The sequence below is a fragment of the Aeromonas sp. R5-4 genome (assembly GCF_040908215.1).
Taxonomy (GTDB): domain Bacteria; phylum Pseudomonadota; class Gammaproteobacteria; order Enterobacterales; family Aeromonadaceae; genus Aeromonas; species Aeromonas veronii.
On the sequence record NZ_JBFODG010000010.1, the window covers coordinates 1 to 18600 of the forward strand.

At 61.4% G+C, this 18600-nt stretch carries 14 protein-coding genes and 3 tRNA genes; 7 read left to right on the plus strand and 10 right to left on the minus strand.

What is annotated here, in order from left to right; all coding sequences use genetic code 11:
- Positions 1-5 precede the first annotated feature (5 nt).
- The 3 genes from AB5Y83_RS03055 to AB5Y83_RS03065 all read right to left on the minus strand — a co-directional run bounded on the left by AB5Y83_RS03055 (position 6) and on the right by AB5Y83_RS03065 (position 418).
- Positions 6-82: transfer RNA gene (locus AB5Y83_RS03055), tRNA-Met, on the minus strand.
- 88 nt (positions 83-170) lie between these two features.
- Positions 171-247, minus strand: a tRNA-Met gene (locus AB5Y83_RS03060).
- 94 nt (positions 248-341) lie between these two features.
- Positions 342-418, minus strand: a tRNA-Met gene (locus tag AB5Y83_RS03065).
- A gap of 196 nt (positions 419-614) precedes the next feature.
- Between AB5Y83_RS03065 and glgX the strand changes: the two genes are divergently transcribed.
- Positions 615-2678 (plus strand): glycogen debranching protein GlgX, encoded by a 2064-nt coding sequence (gene glgX, locus AB5Y83_RS03070; RefSeq protein ID WP_368174674.1) that lies wholly within the window; start codon positions 615-617, stop codon positions 2676-2678.
- A gap of 108 nt (positions 2679-2786) precedes the next feature.
- Here the strand turns inward: glgX and AB5Y83_RS03075 are convergent, their stop codons facing one another.
- The 3 genes from AB5Y83_RS03075 to AB5Y83_RS03085 form a co-directional block, all read right to left on the minus strand.
- The gene (locus AB5Y83_RS03075; protein WP_139440621.1) at positions 2787-3506 is read right to left on the minus strand and encodes a hypothetical protein; all 720 of its coding nucleotides are present in this window, start codon (positions 3504-3506) and stop codon (positions 2787-2789) included.
- Positions 3507-3704: 198 nt separating this feature from the next.
- The gene (locus AB5Y83_RS03080; RefSeq protein WP_368174675.1) at positions 3705-5342 is read right to left on the minus strand and encodes an ATP-dependent endonuclease; all 1638 of its coding nucleotides are present in this window, start codon (positions 5340-5342) and stop codon (positions 3705-3707) included.
- A gap of 262 nt (positions 5343-5604) precedes the next feature.
- Positions 5605-6483, minus strand: a complete 879-nt coding sequence (locus AB5Y83_RS03085) for a helix-turn-helix domain-containing protein (RefSeq protein ID WP_368174676.1) — start codon at positions 6481-6483, stop codon at positions 5605-5607.
- Between the two features lie 173 nt (positions 6484-6656).
- Here AB5Y83_RS03085 and AB5Y83_RS03090 point away from each other — a divergent pair, with 173 nt between their 5' ends.
- Both AB5Y83_RS03090 and AB5Y83_RS03095 read left to right on the plus strand, forming a co-directional pair.
- Positions 6657-7574: a DMT family transporter gene (locus tag AB5Y83_RS03090; protein WP_368174677.1), complete on the plus strand. Its 918-nt coding sequence runs from the start codon at positions 6657-6659 to the stop codon at positions 7572-7574.
- A gap of 66 nt (positions 7575-7640) precedes the next feature.
- Entirely contained in the window at positions 7641-8507 is an 867-nt protein-coding gene (locus AB5Y83_RS03095; RefSeq protein ID WP_236322422.1) for a LysR family transcriptional regulator, read from the plus strand.
- Between the two features lie 76 nt (positions 8508-8583).
- Here the strand turns inward: AB5Y83_RS03095 and AB5Y83_RS03100 are convergent, their stop codons facing one another.
- The 4 genes from AB5Y83_RS03100 to AB5Y83_RS03115 all read right to left on the minus strand — a co-directional run bounded on the left by AB5Y83_RS03100 (position 8584) and on the right by AB5Y83_RS03115 (position 13493).
- A complete protein-coding gene (locus tag AB5Y83_RS03100; RefSeq protein WP_368174678.1) occupies positions 8584-9360 on the minus strand; it encodes a TSUP family transporter in 777 nt (258 codons plus the stop codon).
- Between the two features lie 192 nt (positions 9361-9552).
- Entirely contained in the window at positions 9553-10308 is a 756-nt protein-coding gene (locus tag AB5Y83_RS03105) for a tRNA-uridine aminocarboxypropyltransferase (protein WP_368174679.1), read from the minus strand.
- A gap of 173 nt (positions 10309-10481) precedes the next feature.
- The gene (locus AB5Y83_RS03110) at positions 10482-11693 is read right to left on the minus strand and encodes an ROK family protein (RefSeq protein WP_042055876.1); all 1212 of its coding nucleotides are present in this window, start codon (positions 11691-11693) and stop codon (positions 10482-10484) included.
- A gap of 132 nt (positions 11694-11825) precedes the next feature.
- Entirely contained in the window at positions 11826-13493 is a 1668-nt protein-coding gene (locus AB5Y83_RS03115) for a methyl-accepting chemotaxis protein (protein WP_368174680.1), read from the minus strand.
- A gap of 127 nt (positions 13494-13620) precedes the next feature.
- On the opposite strand from AB5Y83_RS03115, the gene AB5Y83_RS03120 reads away from it, so the two are divergent.
- The 4 genes from AB5Y83_RS03120 (at position 13621) to glpC (ending at position 18549) form a co-directional block, all read left to right on the plus strand.
- Positions 13621-14076 carry a YchJ family protein gene (locus AB5Y83_RS03120; protein ID WP_368174681.1) on the plus strand — a complete coding sequence of 152 codons (456 nt, stop codon included), beginning with the start codon at positions 13621-13623 and terminating at the stop codon, positions 14074-14076.
- Between the two features lie 241 nt (positions 14077-14317).
- On the plus strand, positions 14318-15991 hold the full coding sequence (gene glpA, locus AB5Y83_RS03125; RefSeq protein WP_368174682.1) for an anaerobic glycerol-3-phosphate dehydrogenase subunit A: 1674 nt from the start codon (positions 14318-14320) through the stop codon (positions 15989-15991).
- On the plus strand, positions 15981-17243 hold the full coding sequence (glpB, locus tag AB5Y83_RS03130; protein WP_136502200.1) for a glycerol-3-phosphate dehydrogenase subunit GlpB: 1263 nt from the start codon (positions 15981-15983) through the stop codon (positions 17241-17243). The genes glpA and glpB overlap by 11 nt, the downstream gene beginning before the upstream one ends.
- Before the next feature lie 103 nt (positions 17244-17346).
- Positions 17347-18549, plus strand: a complete 1203-nt coding sequence (gene glpC, locus AB5Y83_RS03135) for an anaerobic glycerol-3-phosphate dehydrogenase subunit GlpC (protein WP_075115084.1) — start codon at positions 17347-17349, stop codon at positions 18547-18549.
- The last annotated feature ends 51 nt before the right edge of the window (positions 18550-18600 follow it).

The following is an 18600-nucleotide window of genomic DNA, read 5'->3' on the forward strand; positions in this document are numbered from 1 at the left end:
AAAGTTGGTTGCGGGGGCCGGATTTGAACCGACGACCTTCGGGTTATGAGCCCGACGAGCTACCGAGCTGCTCCACCCCGCGTCCGAATTGTCACTCTCAAGCCGAGCAGTGGCTTGGTGGCGTTTGCCTGCTTTCGACTGTTTACACAATCGCAAGCTGACGAAAGAGTTGGTTGCGGGGGCCGGATTTGAACCGACGACCTTCGGGTTATGAGCCCGACGAGCTACCGAGCTGCTCCACCCCGCGTCCGAATTTTTCTCGAAGTGGCCGAGCAGTAGCCAGTTCGATTTCTCCTTTTCCACCAACCGGTTACACCGGCTTGACTGGTCAGGATCTCAGATGGTTGCGGGGGCCAGATTTGAACTGACGACCTTCGGGTTATGAGCCCGACGAGCTACCGGGCTGCTCCACCCCGCGTCTGAGGTCGCCAATAATAGGCGCCAGCGCACAGATTGCAAGTAAATATCTCAAAAAAAGTTTATTCGTAGATTAATCGGACAAATAGTGCGGTCATTAGCAGCATCATGCTGTTTTTTCAGGCAATCGAGTCCTTGCCAGGCATCCGGCACTACACTCAATAAGGTGAACACTCCTCATTTTGGGTAGGTAGAATATGCGCATCTCCGCCGGTCACTGCCGTCAGTTGGGGGCCACACCCGACAGTCACGGCGTCAACTTTGCGATCTGGGCACGCCTCGCCAGCCGGGTCGAACTGCTGCTCTTCGCAAGCGCAGACGATGCGACCCCCGAGGTGATCCCCCTCTCCCCGCGCCTCAACCGCACCGCCTACTACTGGCATATCCATGTGGAGGGGATCTCGGTCGGGCAGCGTTACGCCTATCGCATTCAGGGCCCGTGGCGCCCATATGGCGGCACCCGCTTCGATGCCGAGAAGGTGTTGCTCGACCCTTACGGCCGCAGCATCGAGCTTGGCGCCAATTACGATCGATGGGCGGCGGCCCGTCCAGGCAGCAATCTGGCTTGTTGCGCCAAGAACAAGGTGGTCGATACTCGCCACTACGACTGGGAAGGAGACAAACTGCCCGCTCACTCCCTCTCCCGCTCGGTGATCTACGAGCTGCATCTGGGGGGCTTTACCAAGTCCCCGAGCTCCGGGGTCGATCCGGCGCTGCGTGGCACCTATCTCGGATTGATTGAGAAGATCCCCTACCTGCAATCTCTCGGTGTCACCGCCGTCGAGCTGCTGCCGGTATTCCAGTTCGATCCTCAGGATGCGCCCAAAGGACTCTCCAACTACTGGGGTTACAGCCCCATGTCCTTTTTCGCCCCCCACGCCCAATACGCCTGCGGCGATGATCCGCTGACCGAATTTCGCGACATGGTCAAGGCGCTGCACAAGGCCAATATCGAGGTGATCCTGGACGTGGTTTACAACCACACCGCCGAAGGGGGTGATGATGGCCCCACCTTCTCGTTTCGCGGCATCGACAACGAGGCCTACTACATCCTCGACAACAACCAGAAGGACACCAACTATTCGGGCTGCGGCAACACCTTCAACGGCGCTCATCCGGTGGTGTTGCGGATGATCATGGACAGCCTCCACTTCTGGCGTCAGGAGATGCACGTCGATGGCTTCCGCTTCGATTTGGCCGCCATTCTGTCGCGGGATGAATCGGGTCAGCCGCAGGCCAATGCCCCCACTCTGCGCACCATAGATACCGACCCCAACATCGCCGACATCAAGCTGATTGCCGAAGCTTGGGACGCGGGGGGACTCTATCAGGTGGGGTCACTGGCCGGCGCCCGCTGGCGTGAGTGGAACGGCCAGTTCCGGGATGATGTGCGCCGCTTCCTGCGCGGGGATGACAACAGCGTCACCGCCTTTGTCGAGCGGCTCTGCGGCAGTCCCGACATCTACCACTATCACCACGCCGATCCCGAGAAGAGCATCAACTTCGTTACCTGCCACGACGGTTTTACCCTGTGGGACTGGGCCAGTTACAACAGCAAGCACAACGAGGCCAACGGGGAGGAGAACCGTGACGGCTGCGATCATAACTTCAGCTGGAACCACGGCCATGAAGGGGTAACGGAAGATCCCCAGATCAACGCCCTGCGGATGCGCCAGGCCAAAAACATGATGGTGGCGACCCTGCTCTCGGTGGGCTCCCCCATGCTGCTGATGGGAGACGAGCTACTGCGCACCCAGCGGGGTAACAACAACGGCTACTGTCAAGACAATGTCACCTGCTGGATGAACTGGCTGCCCAATGCCCGCAGTCAGGAGATGTTCCGCTTTATGAAGGAGCTGATCCAATACCGCAAACACCTGTTCCAGCGCCCGGAGCAGGAGAGCATGCCGCTATCGCTCACCGAGATCCTGCGCCACAGCGAGATCTGCTGGCACGGGGTCAACGCCGGACAACCGGATTTCAGCCCCCACTCCCACGCCATCGCCATGTCGGCGCTGTCGAGCGAAACCAAGCTGGCGCTCTATGTGCTGTTCAACGCCTACTGGGAGCCCCTCACCTTCAACCTGCCGAGCCCGCCAAAGGGGGTCGGCGGCTACTGGCGGCGGATCCTCGATACCGCCCTCCCCTCGCCGCAAGATATCTGCACCTTCGGCATGCCGCTGGAGGGATTGACCCGGGAGTATCTCGCCCAACCGCGCAGCAGCTGCCTCTTTATCTGCGGGGCCGACGATTTCTATTGATCGATAGCTGCTAATTGATTGCTGTTAATTGATAGTAGCGATACCTGCAAGCCAGATATGCAAAAGCCCCGAGTGTTGGCTCGGGGCTTGCTCCTTTCAGCGCCAGTGTCAGATCAGCTGGTGCAACACACTGGTAGCGGCGATCTGGGCGATCAGCAGGCCACACAGGGAGGTGGAGACCACCACTGGCGCGGTATCACGCTGCAAGTAGAGCGGGCTGAACCAGAGCAGCAGGGAGGCCACCAGCAGCGCTGCTTGGGTCACCACCGCCGGGATCAGGGCATCGAGATTGGCCTCACCCCCTTGCCAGCCCACCAGCACTGCCAGCCAGACAAGGCTGGCCATCGCCCCCACCAGACCGGCCAGCGGCAACAGGGTGTTGAATGCCTTGAGGCGGTGACGAGCCCGCAGCAGCATCAGGTGGGCAAAGGCCGCCCCCAGCATCGCCATCTGCAGCAGACCGCTCACCCAGCCCTGCAGTTGCAGCAGCCCGATGCCATAGAGAGCGAGCGGCAACGCCGGTAGCCAGAGCAGTGTCGAGGGGACTGAACGCTTGCCCTCCAGCCGTGACTGGGCCAGTGACAAGCCAACCCCGAGCACCAGCGCGGCCCCACCACTCCAGATGAGCCAGCTGGCCGCCTTGGCTTCCACCGCCAGCATCAGAGAGAGCGCGGTAATGACCCAGATGGAGAAGAGCTGCTGAGTGATGCGCGAGCGCTGGCCAGGGCAGATATCACCGCGCCACAGCACGATACCGAGGGCGATCAGGGCGCCAAGCGCCATCAATCCGGTGAGGGGAAAGAGCCAAAAAGGGAGTTGGACGAACACGACGCCTCCAGCAGTAAAGATTCGAGGTGCGCCACCGGGGCGCCAGAGAGGGGCGAGTATACCCAAACCGGCGGATATCCCCAATCGCGACAAACAATCGTGGGCAAACAATCCGGGGCAATTTGCCGCCAGCATGGCCCACCTTGAAGGGCGCCCTGCTGGCAGCCATGTCCATAGGGACGGGATGCAGCGCTGGCTTTAGCCCTGACCGCGGGCCAGCGCCACCACCCGAGCAAACATCTGGCGGATCACCGGCGGAATATGCTCGGCGCCGAGCCGCTCCGCCTCTTCCACCACCGCCAGCGCCATTCCCGGCTTGCTGCGGTGATGGATCGCCTTGTTGATGATGTGACTGGCGCTCCACATGGCGCGCCCGCCCACCCCGGCCTCGCGACGAAACACAGCTTCAAAACCGTTGTGATAGAGGTAGTGCTCGATGTCGGCGGCAGGGAGCTGGGTCAGTCGGTCCCGCTCCCGCTCGCCCTTGAGCTGGCCCCGGGCCGAGGTGGCATACTTGAGCCCCGCCTCGTCGCCATCGGTCAGCAGGTGCCACTCGATGCCAAAATCCCGCGCCACCTTGATGAGCGGCGACTGGCCGCACTGGGCAAACTCGATGATCCGCACCCCTTCGGCCCGCAGACTGTAACCGCAGATCTGCGCCAACTCGGAGAGCAGCCAGATCTCGGTCTCCCCCTCCACCAGCAGCCAGCAACGGGCAAACAGCGACATGGGGCGGTTGATCCGCACGTGGAAGGCGATCTTGCGCAGATCGTCGCTGCTGTAACGCTCGCCCCCCAGCTGGTGACAGAGGATATCCTGCTGACGGCGCACCAGCCGCCGCACCTGATTGAGCGGCAGGGAAGAGAGCAAGTCCCCCGAGTTGGTGGTGAGCAGCTTCTGACCCGGCAGTTGTTCCAGCAGCCCCCACGCCAGCGCCAGCATGGTCGGGTGCAGCCGGCTCTCAGGATCCTCCAGGATCATGATGGGACGGGCCCCCTCCTCCAGCTCCCGGTTGCCCCGCGCTTGCAGCAGGGTAGCCGCCATCCCCGCCATCGCCAGCTGCAGCGCGCGGTTATCGGCGCGGCGCAGCAGGGTATGCAGGTTGCCCGGATTGCGCAATGTCATGGGGCGATTGATGATGTCACGCTGACTGCGCGGCTTGTTCTTGATGGGGGCCAGGGCGTTGAAGTAGTGATCCATCAGCTGGCGCACCGCCTGCAACGCCTCTTTGAGCTCCGGCTCGCCGATCCGCTGGGGTTCGTCGATGAGCTTGTCCGCCAGCTCGCTCAAGCGATGTTCGGAGAGATCTCCCCACTGCAATGTCTCCACCCCGTTGCGAGCGGTACGGGCGTCCCGCAGCCGGAACACAGGGTTCATGGTGATGAGCAGGCAGACCAGCTCGTGGGTATTGGCGATGGGCAAGCTCTTGCCTACCCCGTCGAGAAAGTCGTGAATGGTGAGCACAGAGCCATCCGCCTGCAGCTCGGCGCTGGCGCGATAGTGAATGCGGTGGAATTTGTCCTTGTGCAGCACCCAGGAGGGGCAAAGACGGGCCAGCCGACGGGAGTGCTGACACATCTGGGGTCTGTGCTCACTGAAGGTGAGCACCAGTTGCAGGTGGCGCACTGGGGCCAATTCGGGATCTTCCGGTTGGTGAAAATCCTCGGCGGTGAACTGATAGGGCTCGGCATCCTGCCCCAGCAGACACCAGAGGGCGCGCAGCAGGCTTGATTTGCCCCAGGTATTTTCACCAATCAGCACCGTTGTCTGATCGAGCCCGAGCGACAGGCGATTTATACCGCGAAAACCTTTGACTTCAATACGTTCCAGAAACATCCAGCCATGTCCACATCATTGTGATGGGGCAATAGTGGCAAAGTTACCGGAAAAATCCTATCGCAGGCGGGGCTTTTTCAACGTGAACTGTGAGGCACTGCAGGTTCGGGAGGGGTCACAACAGCGGTGCGATCTTGCGGGGCATTCCAGTGGCTGAACCAGAGATGACGGGTACGGATTTGACGTTTGCGATAATTCAATGGGCATTCCTTTCAATGGATAAGTGGTAGAGAGTACACCTCTTTTGCCCAAAGTCTCAGGGTTATCTGTGACGGGAAGATGACAATTGCGCCCGCCACTGCCCCGGCGTCAAACCAAACGCCTCGCGAAAACGATTGCCGAAATGGGCCTGGGAAGAGAAGCCACACTGACTGGCGATGCTGGCCAGCGGCTCGGGGCCAGCCAACAGCTGCTTGGCCCGTTTGAGCCGCAGCCCAAGCAGATAACGATGGGGCGGGCAGCCGAGACTCTGGCCGAACATGCGGGCAAAGTGATACTCGCTCAGCCCCGCCTGCTGGGCCAGCTCTGCCAGCGTGACCGAATCGGCCAGATGGGCCTGTAGATACTCCTGCACCCGCTTGATCACCACGGGCGCCAGCCCGCCGCGCAGAGGCGGCAGGCCGGGAGCCTCCTCGGTGTGGTGGCGATAGGCGTGGAGGATCAACATCCAGGCGCCGTGGGAGAGTGCCAACCGATCGACCCCGTGCTGCCACTGAAGCTGCATCAACTGGCGCTGCACAAGCCCGGCCGCCTGCGGATCGTCGATAAAGGTCTTGTCCACCAGTTGCAGGTGGCGCCCCTCCTTGTCACACGCCTCCTCGGCGATACGGGTGAGGTGAGCCGGGGTGAAGTAGAGATGAAAGAAGCGAAACTCTTCGCGCACCAGCCACTCGGATCTGTGGTGATCCGGCATGATGCACACCTTGCCGGTGCCGCCGTGGCCACCCGGCCCATCGAGTCGCTCGGTCTGCTCGCCTCCTTGCAGATAGACGCTCAGGGTGTGGTGGCCCGGCATGTGATAGCGGGTCTGGTCATAGCAGTTGCGCCAACTGGCGACGCCAAGCCCGGGTTCAAGCCAGCAGGCGTCCTCCAGCCGGGCGCCGGTGCTGACCAGTGCATCAAATACCCCTGCTGTTTTCATTCGCCCCTGCCGCCTGTTCCGGTTATGTGTACGGGTTATCCCGCTGCCATCCATCTTACCGACCGCGCCCGCAGATGACAGCGCAGGGAGATGAAAAACCGCAAGATGGTGCAATCCAGCCATCAGGGCTAGCCCCATAGTGGGTCATCTCTCCCTGACTCACCGGAACTGTGATGAATCTGATGCTCTATCTTGCCACCGTGCTTATCTGGGGCAGCACCTGGATTGCCATCGCCTGGCAACTTGGCCCCATCCCCATCGAGGTGTCGGTGCTCTATCGCTTCCTGCTGGCAGCGGTTGCGCTGTTTGCACTGCTCACCGCCAGCGGCCGCTTTCCGCGCCTGCCGTGGCATGGCCAGCGCTATGCGGCGCTGCTCGGTGCCCTGCTCTTTTCCACCAACTTTCTCTGCTTTTACCACGCCACACGCTATATCCCGAGCGGCATGTCGGCGGTGATCTTTGCCAGTGCCAGCATCTTCAACGGCCTCAACCTCTGGCTGTTCGAGAACAAGCGCCCCACCCTGCGCTGGTTGCAAGGCTCCTTGCTGGGCCTCTTTGGCACCCTGTTACTGTTCTGGCCGGTGCTGGCAGATGCGCAATTGGGTGCAAACGGCTGGAAGGGGCTGCTGCTCGCCTGTTGCGGCACCCTCTGCTTTTCGCTGGGCAATCTGGTCTCGGCCCGGGGCCAACGCCACGGCTACCACGTACTGCAACTGGTGCCCTGGGGCATGGTTTACGGCGTGGTGCTGTTGCTGGGCTGGGTCACATTGCTCGGGCAGCAACTGGTGGTGCCGACCGATGGCCACTATCTGGCGGCCATGGTCTATCTCGCCCTGTTTGGCTCGGTAATCGCTTTTACCGCCTACCTGACCCTGGTTGGGCGCATCGGTGCCAGCAAGGCCTCCTACGCCACCGTGCTCTTTCCGCTGGTGGCGCTTACCCTCTCCACCTTCTACGAAGGTTTTGTCTGGCAGCCTGTCTCGGTGGCCGGAGTGGTGATCAGCCTCATCGGCAATCTGGTGATCTTCGCACCGCCCTTGAGCGAGTGGCGCATTCGACCGGCCAAGGCAGCAAACGCCCCTTGCTCCTGAACCAGTCAGCCCCTAAGGTAGCGCTCAATCTGTGACGATCCTGATGGCGATAAACAAGGGGGCGAGATGTTACTGGAAGGGCTGGAGACGCTGAGCCTGCTGGCAAGTGAAGGAACCATGGCCAAGGTGGCCAGTCGCCTCTATATCAGCCAGTCGGCGGTGAGCAAGCGGATTGCCCAGCTGGAGCAGCGCCTTGGCAAGAAGCTGATCGAGCCGGAGGGGCGCCAGATCCGCCTCACCCCGCAGGCCAAGGAGCTGCTGGAACGAGTGGCCCCGAGCTTGGCCGAAATGAAAGGGGTGCTGGCCGATAGTCAGGATCTGGCGGATCAGAGCCCCCTCCCCATCGCCTGCTCCGAAACCCTGCTGGCCGGTTATCTCTCCCACTTCATGCGCGACTATATGGAGCGCGATCCCCACCTTGCCCTCTCTACCCACCACACTCCGGTCATTCTGGCGCGGGTGCGCAGCGGTGATGCCCTGCTCGGCATCTGCGCCGGTCGGCTCCCACCCGGCCATGGCCTCGGCACCAATCTGCTGCTTGAGGAGCCCTTCTATCTGGTGGGCGAGGCGCAGCCGAGCCTGCCACCAGCCAACACACAAAGTAGGCGCAAGATCCTCACCATGGATCTGGAGAACCCCTCCAACCGCTACCTGCGCGAACCGCTGGCAGATATGGGATTGGAGCCCGCCATGGAGCTCGACTCCTATCTGGCGCTCATCGAACTCGCCAAGGCGGGCATTGGCCCTGTGCTGCTCCCCGCTGGCCTGCTGGGGCTGGTGAGAGAACAGGGGGAGATGGCGCGCCCACTGCCAGGGCTAGGCCGTCCCCTGCATCTGGTCTACCGACCAAACAGCCTAAAGCGAGAGCGGATCGCCCGGCTGGTGAGCGCCCTGCACCAACACTTTCGCCACTGCAGCGACACGCCGCGCTAGCCGTGTAAACCCGCCAGATGTGACAACGGGGCCCAAGGGCCCCGTAAACATCAAATTGTCACACACTCGCCGCGGCTCAGATCCAGGCAAACAGCTCGGGATACTGGCTCCAGACCAGCTTGGCGGACATCAGCAGGGAGACGGTCACCAGCAGCGGCTTGATCAGCTTCACCCCTTTTTTCAGCACCATCTTGGAGCCGAAGCGAGCGCCGATAAACTGCCCCAGCGCCATGCAAAAACCGACACTCCACACCACCTTGCCACCGAGCGCAAAGAACAGCAGGGAGGCGATGTTGGAGGTGAAGTTGAGCAGCTTGGTATGGGCGGTGGCGCGCGCCATGCCAAAGCCCGCCAGCGCCACGAAACCGATGGCAAAAAACGAACCTGTGCCCGGCCCGAAAAACCCGTCATAAAAGCCGACACCGCCCCCCACCAGCAGCGCAAACAGCATGGGAGTCAGACGGCGAGAGCTCTCGGCATCGCTTACCCGCGGCGAGAAGTAGAAGTAGGAGGCAAAGGCCATCAGCAGGAAAGGAAGCAGGCGCTCGAGAATGGCGGCGTCTATGGTCTGCACCGCCAGCGTGCCGATAGCCGCACCGATAAAGGTGCAGATCACCGCAGGCCAAATCATGGCCCACTCCAGCAGCCCCTTGCGGGCATAGAACCAGGTGGCGGAGAAGGAGCCAAAACTGCTCTGCAGCTTGTTGGTGCCGAGCACCAGCGCCGGCGGCATGCCGGTCGCCAGCAGAGCCGGCACCGTCAACAGGCCGCCGCCACCGGCGATGGCATCGATAAAGCCGGCGACAAGCGCCACACCAAACAGGGCAAACAGGGTAACCAGTTCCAATTCCATCCATAGACCTCACGAGAGTGGGTTGCCCGAAGGAGCAACAGGAGATAACCAAAACGACGTTGTGCGGTGGGCACAGGCTGTCCGCTATCCTAACGGGCCACAGACCATGAATCTAACGAAACAGTGGCAGCCAATTGATTCCTGATTTTCATTGATTTGAGCTGTCAGGCCCCTGCCCCCTCAGAGGGCCAGTTAGCAAGCCGGTGAAGCGACGTTCGCTTCCTTGATGGCCGCCAGTGCCTCACAGAGATGCTCCTCATCGGCACCGGGGAAACGGCTGACCCGACCGGCCATGTAGCGGCTGCTGAACAGATTGAACCAGTGCTGCAGTGCCTGCCCCGCCTGGAGCTCCCCAGCCACTTCCAGCACGCAGGCCGCCACTTCGGCGGTGCAGAGGTGCTCATCGCAGTTGGCCACCCGCATACCGTAAGTGGAGAGTGCATCGGGTTTGATGGCGAGCACCGGAAAACCGTCCAGATAGGGGCTCTTGTTGAACATCTTGCGCGCCTCCGGCCAGGTACCGTCGAGCAGGATAAAGAGCGGTTTTTTACCCGGTGCCAGCGTCACCTCGCCGGTCAGGCGGGCAGGCTCCTTCTCGCAAGCGGGAAAGACTACATAGGGCTGCCAGGCGGGATCGGCCAGCAGGGCCAGCAACTCTGGATGGGGCTGGGTACGTGACCAGAGAAACGCCCAGGTGGTATCCGGTAACACATCGGCGATCAGGCGACCGGTGTTGGAGGGCTTCATCGGCTCGCTGTCATACATCAGCAGGCAAAAGCCCGCCTCCGCTTTGAGCTCGGGGCGCCACTCGCAGGCACACCAATCCTCGCGCAGCTGACAGGCCGGACAGCGGGCCAGGGTGCCGCCACGGGCAAGAAACGGTCGGGTAGAGATACTCTTGCGCCAGGCCCGCAGGCGGTTGACGGCGTGATCAGGAACAGGCTTCATCTAGGTTCACAACTGGAGTCAAAACAGGAACGGCAGCGGTGCCAACATGTCATGGCGCCACAGGGCGCGATAACAGGGGGCTGCCGGAAAAGCGCAAGATTGTACCGAGTTACGCGCTGGCGGAACAGCAATCCCCGCCCCTTTCGCCAGACGCAGTGCCCACTCCTCTTGCCTTACGACTCCTGACAGCTGCGCAGCAGCTCCAGCAACAGGCTGCCATCGCGCAGTGCCTTGTGCACCTGCACCGAAGTGGGCTTGGTGGGATCTTCGTAGAAGTGGGTGGATTCAATCTGCAGCCGCACCAGATATTCGGCGGGCAACTGGCTGGCCAGCGACTGGTGCAGCATGGGGAACAGCAACCGATCGGCACGGGTGATTTCCCCCCCCAGCAGCAGCTTGCCCGGATTGAGCAGGCAGATGAGATTGGAGAGTACCTTGGAGAGACGACCCGCCGCTTGATGGAGAATATCCTGACAGAGGCCGTTGCCTGCCAGCGCCAGCTCGCACAGCTCGCGGATGGTGACGCTCTCGGGCAAGTCGTGCTCCTGCATCCGCTCGCGCAGATCCCGGTATTGCGCCTCCAGCGCCTGATTGGTCACCAGGGTGCAGGCACAGCCAAAACCGCCGCAGTAGCAGCGCTGGCCATAGGGTTCGAGCTGCAGGTGGCTGAGATCCCCGAGCAGCGCATTCTCGCTCTCGATGAGCTGACCATTGACCACCATGCCGACCCCGATGTCGTTGTGGACAAACACCAGCACCGCATCGGCGCAATTCTTGGCAGCCCCCCACTCCCGCTCGGCCTGGATCCAGGTGCGCACGTCACCGCTTACCAGCACAGGTACCGAGAACGCCTGTTGCAGAGTCGGGCCAAGGGGCCAGTTGCGCAGATCGTAGAAGGGGAAGTGCTTGACCATGCCGGAGTGGCGCTCTACCTGACCCGGCAGACAGAGGGCGATGCAGGCCAGACTGAGGGACTTTCTCGGCAAAAACACCTTGATGGCGTGCACCAGACTGCCCAGCAGATCGGCGCGCTCCTCCTCGGTAAAGAGGTGGCGCTGGCGGGCCAACGAACGGCCGGAGAAGTCAAACAGCGCCATATCCACGTAGCCACGGCCAAGGCGCATGGAGAGAAACTGGAAGCGGCGTTCGTTAATACGCAGCAAGGTCTGACGACGGCCGCGCCCCACCGAACTTTCACCACAGGTGACCACCAGCCCCCCATCGAGCAGTTCCCTGGTGATCTTGGTGATACTGGCTGGCGAGAGGCCGGTCAGGCGGGAGAGATCGGTGCGCGACAGCTCCTTGTGCTCTTCCAGGCTGGCATAGACCAGGCCGTAGTTGAGCTGCCGGATCAAATCGATACTACCTTTCACGATCTCATTCATAGGGTATGGGGCAAAGGCTGAAAAAAAGAGGCTGGCAATTTTCACACATTATTGGTCAATCCCCAAATAAAGTGCGGCCTGAACCGGGGGTCAGGCCGCATCTTGTGGTTGCCGTCACGGACAATTACAAGATCAATAACGGAATTGCGATACCAGTCTGCGCAATTTGTCGCCGGTACTGGCCAGATCGCGGGTGGTGCTGTTGGATTCCACCGCCGCGCTGGTCAGCTCGCTGACAATCTGCTGAATGGCCACCAGGTTCTTGTTGATCTCCTCGGAGACCGCGTGCTGCTCCTCGGCGGCGGTGGCGATCTGGATGTTCATGTCGTTGATGGTACTGACCGCCATCACCATGCTGTCGAGGGAGCTGGCGATATGGCTCGCCTCCTGCACCGTCTCATGGCTGCGATCCTCGCTCGCCTGCATCACCTCCACCGCCTGCTTCACCCCGCCCTGCAGACGTTGCAGCATCTCGTTGATCTCCTTGGTGCTCTGTTGGGTACGGCCGGCCAGCGAACGCACTTCGTCCGCTACCACCGCAAAGCCCCGCCCCTGCTCACCGGCGCGGGCCGCCTCAATGGCGGCGTTCAGCGCCAGCAGGTTGGTCTGCTCGGCAATGCCGCGAATGACCTCCACCACGGAGCCAATCTTGGCAGTCTCTTGCGCCAATTGCTCGATAACGCCGGAGGCGGTATGCACCTCCCCCACTAGCCGGTTGATACTGTTGATAGCCCCGCTCACCACCCCGCGGGCGGCGTCCGATTCACGGGCCGCATCGCTGGTTGCTGTCGCGGCATTGGAGGCACTGGCCGCCACCTCCTGCGCTGTGGAGCTCATTTCGGTCACCGCTGTGACCACCTGATCGGTCTCGCGACTGTGACCCTGCATCTGATGGTCATAGTGCTCGCTCAAATGGTGCAACTTGTCGACCGCGCTAAAGAGGTGGTTGCTGGTCTCGCCCACCTGACTTACCACCGACTGGATCCGCTCGACAAAGCGGTTGAAAGCGCTGGCCAGTTGGCCAATCTCGTCCTGGCTTTGCACCTTGAGGCGCTGGGTCAGATCCCCGTCACCGTTGGCGATATCGTTCAATGCCAGCACCGCATCCGCCAGCGGCTTGGTAACCCGGTTGCCCACAATGACGGTCGCCGCCAGAGTGATACCGAGGATCAACAGGATCACCAGCACACTGCTCTGCAACGAGGCATGCATATTGCTCTCGCGCTCTGCCCGAAGGGCTGCCAGCTCGTTATCGATATCATCGATATAAAAACCGGTGCCAATGGCCCACTGGTATTTGTCCAGCACCAGAGTAAAGGCCAGCTTGGGAGCATCGCGCCCGATGGAGGGCTTGGCCGTCCAGTATTCGGTAAAACCATCCCCCTGACGGGCCGACTTGAGGATCTCCTGGATCAGCAACTTGCCCTTGGCATCCTTGTCGTTCCAGCGGTTTTTCCCCTCCAGCTCGGTACGCACCGGCAGCAGTATGGTGTTGCCCTCGAAGTCATAGACAAAGAAGTAGCCATCACTGCTGTAACGCAGCGGCCTGAGCAACTCTTTGACCTTTTGACGATTTTCCGGAGAATCCGGCAGAGAATACACGGCATCGACAGCGGTTTTGGCCATCATGATGTAACTGCTGAGCAGCGCTTTACGCTCCTTGATGGCATTTTCCCTCGCCACCACCAGATCAGACTCCAGATCGCTCTTGGAGACCATGTAGTTACTGAGATTGACCACCAGGGCCATCAACAGTACGGGGACTGCACCCAGTAACAGGATTTTCTGCTTTAGCGTCATCTTTCACATCCTTGCAGCTGTTTTTATTGGAATTCCTTGCTTACTCGTCAGTATAGGTGCTGGCAGGGCGAGCCCAGCTTTCGTTACAATTCCCTTAAATAAACAAATCGGCCTGAACGTGAAAATCATGAATCTTTGTCCTTGCGGCTCAACCCTTTCTCTCGAATTGTGCTGTGGCTCACGTCACAGTGGTGCTGTAGCTGACACCCCGGAGCAGCTGATGCGCTCGCGCTACAGCGCTTTTGTGCTCGGTCTGGGGAAGTATCTGGTCCATAGCTGGCACCCGGCCCACCTTGGCGGTCTCACCGCCGAAGAGCTTTCACGCATCGACACCCGCTGGGATGGTCTCGAGATCATCGCCAGCCAGGGCGGCCCGAAGGATGAAACCGGGATGGTGGAGTTCAAAGCCTGGTTTCTGGAAGGAGATGAGCGCCACTGCCTCCATGAGCGCTCCCGCTTCGTGCGTTATCAGGGCCGCTGGGTCTACACCGAGGGAGAGCAGGATCCGGCGCCCCTCAAGGCGGGGCGCAACGATCCCTGCCCCTGTGGCAGCGGCAAAAAGCACAAGAAGTGCTGCGGCTGACCCATCACACACCCACCAGACTCGTCAAACAGTGACAAGGGGCATCCGATGCCCTTTTTTGTGCCTGTTATTCGCCACCAGCCCACAGACCGATGTGATAACAAGCGTGACAAATGTCACATAATGCTCATTAACGCGCGAGAAAATGAGCGTTTGCGAGCGCAAATTTGGCCCATATCAAACATTTCCACTCAGAAGTAGGCCACACTGGCCTCATCTGGAAGAGATGAGACAGGCAACAATGAAAAGAATAACTACACAAGTCGTCATCATAGGCGGCGGTGCCACAGGGGCCGGCATCATGCGCGATTGCGCACTGCGCGGCATCGACTGCATCCTGCTCGAGCGCGATGATATCGCCGCCGGCACCACCGGCCGCAACCACGGCCTGCTCCACTCCGGTGCCCGCTACGCGGTGACGGATCAGGAGTCCGCCCGCGAATGCATCCAGGAAAACCGCATCCTCAAGCGGATCGCCAGCCACTGTGTCGAAGACACGGGCGGCCTCTTCCTCACCCTGCCGGAAGATGACATCAATTTCCAAACCACCTTTATGGATGCCTGCGCCCTGGCCGGTATCGAAACCCGCCAGCTCGATCCCGGTGAAGCCCTGCGCATGGAGCCCAACGCCAACCCGGCGATGATCGGCGCCATCCATGTACCGGACGGTACGGTCGACCCGTTCCGCCTCGCCGCCGCCAACGTGCTGGACGCCAAAGAGCACGGCGCGCGCATCTTTACCCACTGCAAGGTGCTGGGGCTGCTCCGCACGCAGGATCGGGTGCACGGGGTCAAGGCGATCAATACCCGCACCGGCGAAGCGTTCGAGGTGGAGTGTCAGGAGGTGATCAACGCCGCCGGCATCTGGGGCCAGCAAATTTGCGAATACGCCGATCTCGGCATCCGCATGTTCCCGGCCAAGGGCTCCCTGCTCATCATGGATTACCGTATCAACCAGCTGGTGCTCAACCGCGCCCGCAAACCGGCGGATGCGGACATTCTGGTGCCGGGCGATACCATCTCCCTCATCGGCACCACCTCCAGCCGTATCGATTACAACAAGATTGACCAGCTCACCGTCGAACCCGAAGAGGTCGAAGTGTTGCTACGCGAGGGGATCAAGCTCGCTCCCATCATGGCGCGCACCCGCCTGCTGCGCGCCTACGCCGGGGTACGCCCGCTGGTGGCGGTGGACGGTGATGACACCGGCCGCAACATCAGCCGCGGTATCGTGCTGCTGGATCACGCCGAGCGCGACGGTCTCAAGGGCTTCAACACCATTACCGGCGGCAAGCTGATGACCTACCGTCTGATGGCGGAGTGGGCCACCGATCTGCTGGCCAAGAAACTCGGCAACAGCACACCCTGCCAGACCGCCGAACTGAGCCTGCCCGGCTCGCGGGATCCGGAAAAGGTCTCCGCCCCCGGTCTCTCGGTGCCTGCCGAAGGCTCCGCCCAATACCGCCACGGCGAGCGGGTCATCGCCTTCTTCCGTGACAATCCCAAGGCCAACGCCCTTATCTGCGAGTGCGAAATGGTCACCGCGGGCGAAATCGAATACGCCCTGCGCGAACTGGATGTGGACAACCTCATCGACCTGCGCCGCCGCACCCGCCTCGGCATGGGCCCCTGCCAAGGCGAGCTCTGCGCCTACCGCGCCGCAGGTCTGATGCAGGAGTATGGCAAGGCTGACGGTCGTCAGGCCTGCGTCATGCTGCGCCAGTTCCTGGAGGAACGTTACAAGGGCACCCGCCCCGTCCTGTGGGGCGATGCCCTGCGCGAGGCCGAGTTCACCTACTGGATTTACGAAGGGCTGTTTGGCCTGGGAGAATGGACGGCGCCGCAGCTGGTTGCCGATACCCCACGCGGCCCAACCAGCGAGACCACTCACAAGGAGAGCCGTCATGAAGTTTGACAATATCGTTATCGGCGGTGGCATGGCGGGACTCTCGGCTGCCCTGCGGCTGGTGGAGGCAGGCCAGAAGACCCTGCTGATGGCCTCCGGCCAGAGTGCCCTGCACTTCTCCTCCGGCTCGGTCGATCTGCTCGAAAGCGAGGGAGATCCCCGCGCCGCCCTGCCCGCCTTTATGGCTGCCCATCCGGATCACCCCTACAGCAAAGTAGGAATGCAAAATATCGAAGCGAGTCTGGCCGATCTGCAGCGCCACTGCGCCGAGCAGGGATTGCCGCTGGTTCGCCAAGACACCAATCACCAGCGCCTGACTCCCATCGGCACCCTCAAGCGTACCTGGCTCTCCCCCGATACCTGTGCCTGCGTGACCGATGCGCCGATCCCGGATGTACTGCTGCTGGCCACCCTCGAGGGCTTTCGCGACTTTCATCCGGCACTGGCGGCCGCCAATCTGGCGACCCATCCGCGTTTTGCCCACTGCCGCATTCTGACTGGCGAAATCCGCCTGCCCCAGCTGGCGGAATTCAGCCGCAATCCCCACGAGTTTCGCTCAGCCGACATCGCGCGCCTGTGTGACAAGCATCATCTGGTGGCCGATCTGGCCCGCGAGATCAGCCGCATGGTGCAGGAGAGCGGTGTACCCGGCTGCCGCCATATCGTGCTGCCCGCCTGCCTGTCGCTGGGGCTGGTAGGCCCGCGTCTGGCGGAGCTGGAGCAGCGTACCGGCTGCACCATCAAGGAGGTGGCCACCATGCCGCCATCACTGATCGGGATGCGGATGCAGGAGGCGCTCAAGCGCCGCTTTATGGCCCTTGGTGGCACCTTCCTCACCAGCGAGCGGGTGCTGGGCGCCCGTTACGAAGGTGACCGGGTGGTCGGCGTACATACCCAGAATGGCGATGATCAGCTGTTCGAGGCGGACAACTTCGTGCTTGCCTCCGGCAGCTTCTTCAGCCGCGGGCTGGAATCCCGTCTGCGTGGCATTCGCGAGCCCATCTTCGATGCCGATGTTCTGAGTCTGGAGGAGCGTGACGCCTGGGCCGGTCGCCGCCTGTTCGACCACCACCCTTTCATGGGTTTTGGGGTCAAAACTGACGACAAACTGCGGGTACTGCGCGGTGGCAAGCCGCTGACCAACCTCTATGGTGCGGGCAGTGTATTGGCCCATTACGACCCCATCAAAGAGGGCTCCGGCTCCGGTGTTGCGGTTGCCACTGGCTGGCAGGCCGCTGGCCATATTCTGGCTGGCGTCTGAGATGCCAACCCTCTGTTTTCTGACTACGGGCAGAGCGCTGCCCGCTCGACAATCCCATTGCCGCATCCCTGTTGCTTTCAATCCGGCCCGGGAGGAGTAAATCATGCTACTGGATCACGCCAACCAAACTTTCGATCAGTGCATCAAATGCACCGTCTGTACCGCCTACTGCCCGGTGGCCAAGGCCAACCCCGCCTACCCCGGCCCGAAACAGGCGGGCCCGGATGGGGAGCGGCTGCGGATCAAGAGCCCGGAGCTCTTTGACAGCGCCCTCAAGCACTGCACCAACTGCAAGCGCTGTGAAGTGGCCTGCCCGAGCGGGGTGCGCATCGGCGACATCATCGCCAAGGCCAAGCACCAATACAGCGGCTTCAAACCGGGGATCCGCGAGTTCGTGCTCTCCCACACAGATCTGATGGGCAGCATGTCTACCCTGATGGCCCCGGTAGTCAACTTCACCACCGGCCTCAAGCCGATGAAGCTGGTGCTGGACAAGGCGCTGGGGGTCTCATCTCACCGCGATCTGCCCAAATACTCCCAGGGCACCTTCCGCGGCTGGTACAAGAAGCAAAAAGAATCTCAGGCCCGCTTTGCGCGCCAGATAGCCTACTTCCACGGCTGCTATGTCAACTACAACCACCCGCAGCTTGGCAAGGAGCTGGTGCAGGTGCTTAACGCCATGAACATAGGTGTGCAGTTGCTGGAGCGGGAGAAGTGCTGCGGCGTACCACTGATTGCCAACGGCTTCATGGACAAGGCCAAGCAGCAGGCGGCCTTCAACATCAAGCAGATGGAGAACTCCCTGTTGGGTAACGAGATGCCGCTGCTGGCCACCTCCTCCACCTGCGGCTTTACCCTGCGCGATGAATATCCCCACCTGCTGGAGCAGGACAACCACAAGGTGCGGGATCGCATCTCGCTGGTGACCCGCTTCCTGTGGAACGAGTTCTACAAGGGCAACAAACCGGCGATGAAGCCGCTCAATCTGCACATCGCCTACCACACCCCCTGCCACATGGAGAAGATGGGGGGCGTCATCTACACCCTCGAACTGCTGCGCGCCATTCCCGGAGTCAAGGTGACGGTGCTGGAGTCCCAGTGCTGCGGCATCGCCGGCACCTACGGCTTCAAGTCGGAGAACTACCAGACCAGCCAGACCATCGGTGAGGGGCTGTTTGATCAAATCAATCGCCTCTCCCCCGATCTGGTGATCACCGATTGCGAGACCTGCAAATGGCAGATTGAGATGAGCACCAGCTTCCGCTGTGAACATCCGATCCACCTGCTGGCCCAGGCGCTGGCCTGAATCCCCCCGGCCCCTGCGGCCGCATAAAAACAATCCACGCAGAGATAAACA

Excerpts from the sequence above, each read along its gene's own strand:
- AB5Y83_RS03100 (WP_368174678.1), bottom strand. The coding sequence starts at position 9,360 with ATGGAATTGGAACTGGTTACCCTGTTTGCCCTGTTTGGTGTGGCGCTT.
- glgX (WP_368174674.1), top strand. The coding sequence starts at position 615 with ATGCGCATCTCCGCCGGTCACTGCCGTCAGTTGGGGGCCACACCCGAC.
- glpA (WP_368174682.1), top strand. The coding sequence starts at position 14,318 with ATGAAAAGAATAACTACACAAGTCGTCATCATAGGCGGCGGTGCCACA.
- AB5Y83_RS03090 (WP_368174677.1), top strand. The coding sequence starts at position 6,657 with ATGAATCTGATGCTCTATCTTGCCACCGTGCTTATCTGGGGCAGCACC.
- AB5Y83_RS03085 (WP_368174676.1), bottom strand. The coding sequence starts at position 6,483 with ATGAAAACAGCAGGGGTATTTGATGCACTGGTCAGCACCGGCGCCCGG.
- AB5Y83_RS03080 (WP_368174675.1), bottom strand. The coding sequence starts at position 5,342 with ATGTTTCTGGAACGTATTGAAGTCAAAGGTTTTCGCGGTATAAATCGC.
- glpB (WP_136502200.1), top strand. The coding sequence starts at position 15,981 with ATGAAGTTTGACAATATCGTTATCGGCGGTGGCATGGCGGGACTCTCG.
- AB5Y83_RS03120 (WP_368174681.1), top strand. The coding sequence starts at position 13,621 with ATGAATCTTTGTCCTTGCGGCTCAACCCTTTCTCTCGAATTGTGCTGT.
- glpC (WP_075115084.1), top strand. The coding sequence starts at position 17,347 with ATGCTACTGGATCACGCCAACCAAACTTTCGATCAGTGCATCAAATGC.
- AB5Y83_RS03105 (WP_368174679.1), bottom strand. The coding sequence starts at position 10,308 with ATGAAGCCTGTTCCTGATCACGCCGTCAACCGCCTGCGGGCCTGGCGC.
- AB5Y83_RS03110 (WP_042055876.1), bottom strand. The coding sequence starts at position 11,693 with ATGAATGAGATCGTGAAAGGTAGTATCGATTTGATCCGGCAGCTCAAC.
- AB5Y83_RS03115 (WP_368174680.1), bottom strand. The coding sequence starts at position 13,493 with ATGACGCTAAAGCAGAAAATCCTGTTACTGGGTGCAGTCCCCGTACTG.
- AB5Y83_RS03095 (WP_236322422.1), top strand. The coding sequence starts at position 7,641 with ATGTTACTGGAAGGGCTGGAGACGCTGAGCCTGCTGGCAAGTGAAGGA.